This window comes from Methylobacterium sp. B1 (assembly GCF_000333255.1).
Lineage (GTDB): Bacteria > Pseudomonadota > Alphaproteobacteria > Rhizobiales > Beijerinckiaceae > Methylobacterium > Methylobacterium fujisawaense.
The window spans coordinates 1-6836 of record NZ_BACT01000535.1; the positions used below are offsets into that span (position 1 = coordinate 1).

A 6836-nucleotide genomic window follows, 5' to 3' on the forward strand; every position below is an offset into this window, starting at 1 on the left:
CTGCCGGTCCCGGCGAGCGCCGAGGCCGCAGCGCCCGCCCCCGCCGTGCAGCAGGCCCGCTGGCACTACCGGCGCCACTGGCACCGGCACCATCATTGGCGCCGCCACTGGCATCACCGCCGCCACCATTGGCACCGCCGTCACCATTGGCACCGGCACCACCATTTCCGCCGTCACTGGCACCGCCACCACGTCTGGCACGGCCGCCGTTTCGGTCCCCGGCACGTGACGTTCTACTGAGCGAAGCCCTCCGCGTCCCTGCCCGATCCGGCCGGGACGCGGCCTCGCGGGCGACCTTGCGGGCGGCCTCGGAAAACCTTATTTAACCGTCTGATATCACTGCTCTTCCGTAAGGCCGTTGCGGCGCATCGCGCGCCGCCTGGCCGCCGCGAGCACCGCCCGTCCGGGCCTCAGAACGGAAATCGACTTGGCCGAGAACGATCCGACTGGCGCCGCCCCGCCCGCCAGCGACATCCGCCCCGTCTCCATCACCGACGAGATGCGCCGCTCCTACCTCGATTACGCGATGAGCGTGATCGTGAGCCGGGCGCTTCCCGACGCCCGGGACGGTCTCAAGCCGGTCCACCGGCGCATCCTCTACTCCGCCTTCGAATCCGGGCACCTGCCCGAGCGGAAATACGTCAAGTCGGCGCGCATCGTCGGCGACGTGATCGGTCTCTACCACCCGCACGGCGACCAATCGATCTACGACGCCCTCGTGCGGATGGCGCAGGACTTCTCCATGCGCCTCATGCTCATCGACGGGCAGGGCAATTTCGGCTCGGTGGACGGCGATCCGCCGGCCGCCATGCGCTACACCGAATCGCGGCTGGCCAAGCCCGCCACCGCGCTGCTCACCGACATCGACAAGAACACCGTCGATTTCGGACCGAACTACGACGAGTCGCGCGAGGAGCCGACCGTCCTCCCGGCCCGCTTCCCGAATCTCCTCGTCAACGGCGCCGGCGGCATCGCGGTCGGCATGGCCACCAACATCCCGCCGCACAATCTCGGCGAGCTGATCGACGCCTGCGTGGCCCTGATCGACGATCCGGGCCTGACCATCGAGCAGCTCACCGAGATCGTGCCCGGCCCGGACTTCCCCACCGGCGGCATGATCCTCGGCCGCGCCGGCACGCGCCAGGCCTACGCGACGGGGCGCGGCTCGGTGATCATGCGCGCCAAGTCGCATGTCGAGGAGCTGCGCAAGGAGCGCGAGGCGCTGATCTTCACCGAGATCCCCTATCAGGTGAACAAGGCGACCCTCGTCGAGAAGATCGCCGAGCTGGTGAAGGAAAAGCGCGTCGAGGGCATCTCGGACCTGCGCGACGAATCCGACCGGACGGGCATGCGCATCGTCGTCGAGATCAAGCGCGACGCCATGGCCGACGTGGTGCTGAACCAGCTCTATCGGTTCACGCCCCTGCAATCCTCCTTCGGCTGCAACATGGTGGCGCTGAATGGCGGCCGCCCCGAGCTGATGAACCTGAAGGACCTGCTCGAGGCCTTCGTGGATTTCCGCGAGGAGGTCGTCTCCCGCCGGACCAAGTTCCTCCTCGGCAAGGCCCGCGAGCGGGCGCACGTCTTGTGCGGCCTCGCCATCGCGGTGGCCAACATCGACGAGGTGATCCGCCTGATCCGGACCTCGCCGGACCCGAACACGGCCCGCGAGTCCCTGATGGGCCGTGACTGGCCGGCCCACGACATCGCGCCGCTGATCGCCCTGGTGGACGATCCGCGCCACCGGGTCGCCGAGGACGGCACCTACCGCCTGTCCGAGACCCAGGCCCGCGCCATCCTCGACCTGCGCCTGCAGCGCCTCACGGCTCTGGGCCGCGACGAGGTCGGCGACGAGTTGAAGACGCTCGCCGACGAGATCGCCGACTATCTCGACATCCTGCGCTCGCGGGTGCGCATCCAGACCATCGTGAAGCAGGAGCTGATCGAGGTCCGCGAGCAATTCGCCACCCCGCGCCGGACCGAGATCGTCGACTTCGACGGCAGCGTCGAGGACGAGGACCTGATCGCCCGCGAGGACATGGTGGTGACCGTGTCGCATGCCGGCTACGTGAAGCGCGTGCCGCTCTCGACCTACCGGGCCCAGCGCCGCGGCGGCAAGGGCCGCTCCGGCATGGCGACCCGCGACGAGGATTTCGTCACCCGTCTGTTCGTGGCCAACACCCACACGCCGGTGCTGTTCTTCTCCAGCCAGGGCCAGGCCTACAAGGAGAAGGTCTGGCGCCTGCCGATGGCCGCCCCGAACGCCCGCGGCAAGGCGCTGGTGAACATCCTGCAGTTGCAGGACACCTCCGAGCGCATCACCACGATCATGCCGCTGCCCGAGGACGAGGCGTCCTGGGAGACGCTGGACGTGATGTTCGCGACCGCGAGCGGAAACGTCCGGCGCAACAAGCTGTCGGACTTCACCACGGTGAACCGCAACGGCAAGATCGCCATGAAGCTCGATCCGGGCGACCACATCGTCCATGTCGAGATCTGCCGTCCGGACCAGAACGTGCTGCTGACCACGGCGCTCGGCCAGTGCATCCGCTTCCCCGTCGAGGACGTGCGCGTCTTCAAGGGCCGCGATTCGACCGGCGTGCGCGGCATCCAGCTCGCCAAGGACGACCGGGTCATCTCGATGACGATCCTGAACGCCTTCGACGCCACCGCTGAGGAGCGGGCCGGCTACCTGAAGATGCGTCGCGCCGTGACCGGCGAGGCGGAGGAGAACGGCGAGGCGGAGGCCGAGGACGGCGCCGAGGCCGCGGCGATCTCGCTGGACCGCTACAACGAGATGGGGGCGGCCGAGCAATACGTGCTCACCCTGTCGGAGCGGGGCTACGGCAAGCGCTCCTCGTCGTTCGAGTACCGGACCTCGGGACGCGGCGGAAAGGGCATCACGGCGATGCGGGTCAACGCCCGCAACGGCAGCCTCGTGGCGTCCTTCCCCGTGGAGGCCTCGGACCAGATCATGCTGGTCACCGATGGCGGCCAGCTGATCCGCGTGCCGGTGGACGACATCCGCATCGTCGGCCGCGCCTCGCAGGGCGTGACGGTGTTCAACACCGCCAAGGACGAGAAGGTCGTCTCGGTGGAGCATATCGAGGGCGAGGACGAAACCAACGGCGAAGCCGGGCAGGAGCCCGGCATCGAGGGCAGCATCGAGGGCGGTCCCGAGGAGGCATGAGGCTCCGGCCGTCCCGCCCCGAGGTTCCGTCCCGCGCAAAAATGCTCTAGGTCGGGTCGCGATGACCCGCACCGCCCTCTATGCCGGCTCGTTCGACCCGGTCACGAACGGCCATCTCGACGTGGTCCGCCAAGCCTGCCGGCTGGTGGACCGCCTCGTGATCGCCATCGGCGTGCATCCCGGCAAGGCGCCGCTGTTCTCCGCCGAGGAGCGGGCGGCGCTCCTGACCGAGACCTGCGGGCCGGTGGCGCAGGAGGAGGGCGCGACGCTGGAGATCGTGACCTTCAACGATCTCGCCGTCTCGGCCGCCCGGCGCTGCGGTGCCGCGCTGTTCATCCGCGGCCTGCGCGACGGCACCGACCTCGACTACGAGATGCAGCTCGCCGGCATGAATGGCGCCATGGCGCCGGAGGTGCAGACCGTGTTCCTGCCGGCCTCGATCCAGGTGCGCCCGATCACCGCGACGCTGGTGCGCCAGATCGCCGGCATGGGGGGCGACGTCTCGCCCTTCGTGCCCGCCGCCGTGGCCGCGCGCCTCCGGCAGCGCTTCGCCGCCCATTCCTGAGACTGGAAGGACTTCGATGAACCGACGCCACGCCCTCCTCGCGCTCGCCCTCACGCTCGGCACGGCCCCGGCGGCCTGGGCTGCCGACGCCAACACCGTCTACCTCCAGACCAAGGACGGGCGGATCACCATCGAGCTGCGGCCGGATCTGGCGCCCAAGCACGTCAAGCAGATCAAGACGCTGGTCTCGCAGGGCTTCTACAACGGCCTCAAGTTCCACCGGGTGATCGACGGCTTCATGGCCCAGACCGGCGATCCGAAGGGCAACGGCACCGGCGGCTCCAGCCTGCCGAACATCCCGGCGGAATTCACGCAATCGGCCCAGTTCCGCCGCGGCACCGTGGGCATGGCCCGCTCGCAGGATCCGAACTCGGCGAACTCGCAGTTCTTCATCTGCCTCGGCGACGCGCCGTTCCTGAACGGCCAGTACACGATCGTCGGCAACGTCACGGACGGGCTCGACGTGCTCGACAAGATCAAGAAGGCCGCCCCCGGCGCGCCCGGCGGCGCCGTGCAGGACCCCGACAAGATCGTCAGCATGACCCTCGCCGAGAAGGCCAAGTAGCGGCCGCATGCCGGGTCGGCGCGCCGCCTCGCTCCTCTTGGTGAGCCTGATCCCGGCGGCCGCCGCTTCCTCCGAGGGCGCCCCCTTCTACGGCTACGCCGACGAGCCGGGGGGCGGCTATCCGCTGAGCCTGCCCCAGACCCTGCGCGCGACGATCGCGGTGCCGGTGTCGCGGATGGCGACGCGGCCCGCCGACACCCTGGCCGAGCTCTATCCGGCGCTCGCCGCCTGCTGGCAGGCGCCGGGCGGCCTCGCCCGCCCGGGCGACGGGGCCGGCGATATCGAGATCACCGTGCGGCTCGCGCTGCGGCGCGACGGGAGCCTGATCGGCCCGCCGCGCGTCACATACGCGGCGGGCACCGCGGGCGATCAGCGGACCGCTCTGGTGCGCGGCACCCTCGACGCCCTGGCGCGCTGCACCCCGGTCCACATCACGGCGGGCCTGGGCCGGGCCATCGCGGGTCGGCCGGTGGCGCTCCGCTTCGTCTACCGCCCGCCGGCCTGAGGGCCGTCGCACCCGTTACGGGCGCTGGCCGGATCCGGCGCGCGCCGATACAGTTCCCCCAACCGGAAGGAAAGACTATGGCCGACAACGAGACCATCGTACTGGAGACCACCAAGGGCCGCGTCGTCATCGCGCTGCGTCCCGACCTCGCCCCGGGCCATGTCGAGCGGATCAAGACGCTCGCCGCCCAGGGCTTCTACGACGGCGTGCCGTTCCACCGGGTGATCGACGGGTTCATGGCCCAGACGGGCGACCCGACGGGCACCGGCTCGGGCGGTTCGGACCTGCCGGACCTGAAGGCCGAGTTCAACGCCGAGCCGCACGTGCGCGGCACCTGCTCCATGGCGCGGACCAACTTCCCGCACTCGGCGAACTCGCAGTTCTTCATCTGCTTCGACGACGCCCGCTTCCTCGATAAGCAGTACACGGTGTGGGGCAAGGTCGTGGAAGGCATGGACGTCGTCGACACGATCAACAAGGGCGAGCCGCCGCGCTCGCCGGACAAGATCGTGAAGGCGACCGTCGGCGCCGCCTGATCGTCCCTCACCCGCGCGCCCCGCAAGGCGCGCGGGTGAGCCCCGCGCAAGACCCGGATGCCAGCCTCGCGCGGTGTCCGAGTCCGATGCCGGAATGCGCACCTTCAAGCCGGCCTGGTTTGCCGAGGCGGCACGAAAGGCCGGCATTGCCGACCGGAATCTGTGCGCGGCAATCAGAGACGTCGCGAAGGGCCAAGCCGACAACCGGGGCGGCGGTGTCTTCAAGAAGCGCCTGAACCGGAACCGACACCGGAGCATCATCCTGACCAAGGTCGGCTCCTATTGGCTGTCTCAGTACCTCTTCGCCAAGAAAGATCGTGCCAATATCGATGACGATGAGCTGAGAGCCTTCCGTCAGCTAGCCAAGGCACTTGAAAAGACTTCGGAGGCGGATATCGCCCGCCTCGTCTCGACCGGGCACATCACGGAGATCTGCGATGGTGGGGAAGCGGACATTTAAAAGTGACGCCTTCGAGTCGATTCACGCGACCGCCGCAGCCCTCCATGAGGCTGGTGTGACCGACATGGCGACGATGCGCTGGTTCGACGAAGCATGCCTCACCGCGCCGCCCGCGATCGAGCCAGCTCAGATCAAGCGGCTTCGCGAAAGCCTCAACGTGAGTCAGCCGGTCTTCGCCCGCTATCTCAACACGAGCGAGAGCACGGTCGAGAAGTGGGAGACGGCCGCCAAGAAGCCCAGCGGCATGGCGCTCAAGCTCCTGACGATCGTCCAGAAACATGGCCTTCAGATCCTGACCTGAGTCCGAGCGCTTCCGCCGCGGCCAGATCCTCTGGCGTGTTGACGTTGAGGAACGGGTCCACCGGCTCGACCGGCCAGGACGCCACCGCTGCGCCATGGCGGTCGATGAAGGCGCCGACGCGGCGCTCGCCGCGCCCCAGATAGTCCCGCAGGTCGTCGCGCAGAATCGTTGGCCAGTGGGCGATCGTGAAGTGCCGCCGCGCGCCCGAGGCAGCCAGGGCAATGCCCGATTCAGGGCCGGCCGCGCATAGCCGCGCCACCAGATCCTCCGGCAGGAAGGGCGCGTCGCCCGACACGCTCACCACCCGCGCCATCCCATGTCCTGCGGCGTGTTCCAGCCCGGCGAGGATGCCGACCAGAAGATCCTGCGCCTGCTCCAGGCAGACGGTCGGATGGCCAATGCCGAGATCGCCGAGCGGGTCGGCACCAGCGCGGCCACCTGCCACCGCCGGATCCAGCGCCTGTTCGCGGACGGGTTCGTGCGGGCGGTCCGGGCGCTGATCGATCCGATGCGGGTCGGACGCGGTACCCTGGTCTTCGTCGGCGTCGTGCTCGACCGCTCGACCCCCGAGAGCTTTTCCGAATTCGAGGCTGCCGTGCGGGCGATTCCCGTGCTCCTCGACTGCCATCTCGTGGCCGGCGACTTCGACTACATGCTGAAGATCCGGGTCTCCGACATGGCCGACTTCAACCGCCTCCACAGCGCCACGCTGAT

General features: G+C 69.1%; 9 protein-coding genes and 1 pseudogene. 9 read left to right on the forward strand and 1 reads right to left on the reverse strand.

All coding sequences use genetic code 11. The features are described 5' to 3' along the window. The 8 genes from I53_RS31360 to I53_RS15655 form a co-directional block, all read left to right on the forward strand. The coding region (locus I53_RS31360) for a hypothetical protein (protein ID WP_106428180.1) at window positions 1–240 on the forward strand (240 nt) is incomplete at its 5' end. Window positions 241–427: 187 nt separating this feature from the next. Further along, on the forward strand, window positions 428–3190 hold the full coding sequence (gene gyrA, locus I53_RS15625; RefSeq protein ID WP_043352295.1) for a DNA gyrase subunit A: 2763 nt from the start codon (window positions 428–430) through the stop codon (window positions 3188–3190). A gap of 61 nt (window positions 3191–3251) precedes the next feature. Further along, complete coding sequence (coaD, locus tag I53_RS15630; protein WP_043352282.1) at window positions 3252–3755, forward strand: pantetheine-phosphate adenylyltransferase; 504 nt, start codon at window positions 3252–3254, stop codon at window positions 3753–3755. A gap of 16 nt (window positions 3756–3771) precedes the next feature. After that, on the forward strand, window positions 3772–4320 hold the full coding sequence (locus I53_RS15635) for a peptidylprolyl isomerase (protein ID WP_043352284.1): 549 nt from the start codon (window positions 3772–3774) through the stop codon (window positions 4318–4320). 7 nt (window positions 4321–4327) lie between these two features. Next, the gene (locus I53_RS15640) at window positions 4328–4825 is read left to right on the forward strand and encodes a hypothetical protein (protein ID WP_043352286.1); all 498 of its coding nucleotides are present in this window, start codon (window positions 4328–4330) and stop codon (window positions 4823–4825) included. A 77-nt stretch (window positions 4826–4902) separates the two neighbouring features. After that, on the forward strand, window positions 4903–5361 hold the full coding sequence (locus I53_RS15645; RefSeq protein ID WP_043352288.1) for a peptidylprolyl isomerase: 459 nt from the start codon (window positions 4903–4905) through the stop codon (window positions 5359–5361). A 94-nt stretch (window positions 5362–5455) separates the two neighbouring features. Beyond that, window positions 5456–5821, forward strand: coding sequence for a type II toxin-antitoxin system RelE/ParE family toxin (locus I53_RS15650; protein ID WP_187294358.1), 366 nt, complete (start codon window positions 5456–5458; stop codon window positions 5819–5821). After that, window positions 5799–6122, forward strand: coding sequence for a DNA-binding transcriptional regulator (locus I53_RS15655; protein WP_043352291.1), 324 nt, complete (start codon window positions 5799–5801; stop codon window positions 6120–6122). The genes I53_RS15650 and I53_RS15655 overlap by 23 nt, the downstream gene beginning before the upstream one ends. Here I53_RS15655 and I53_RS31365 read toward each other — a convergent pair. Continuing rightward, window positions 6073–6480: pseudogene (locus I53_RS31365) on the reverse strand (NTP transferase domain-containing protein); the annotation flags it as partial. The gene I53_RS15655 and the pseudogene I53_RS31365 sit on opposite strands and share 50 nt — an antisense overlap. Between I53_RS31365 and I53_RS15660 the strand changes: the two are divergent. Then, window positions 6439–6836: Lrp/AsnC family transcriptional regulator (locus I53_RS15660; protein WP_043352293.1), on the forward strand; the 398-nt coding region annotated here is incomplete at its 3' end. The pseudogene I53_RS31365 and the gene I53_RS15660 sit on opposite strands and share 42 nt — an antisense overlap.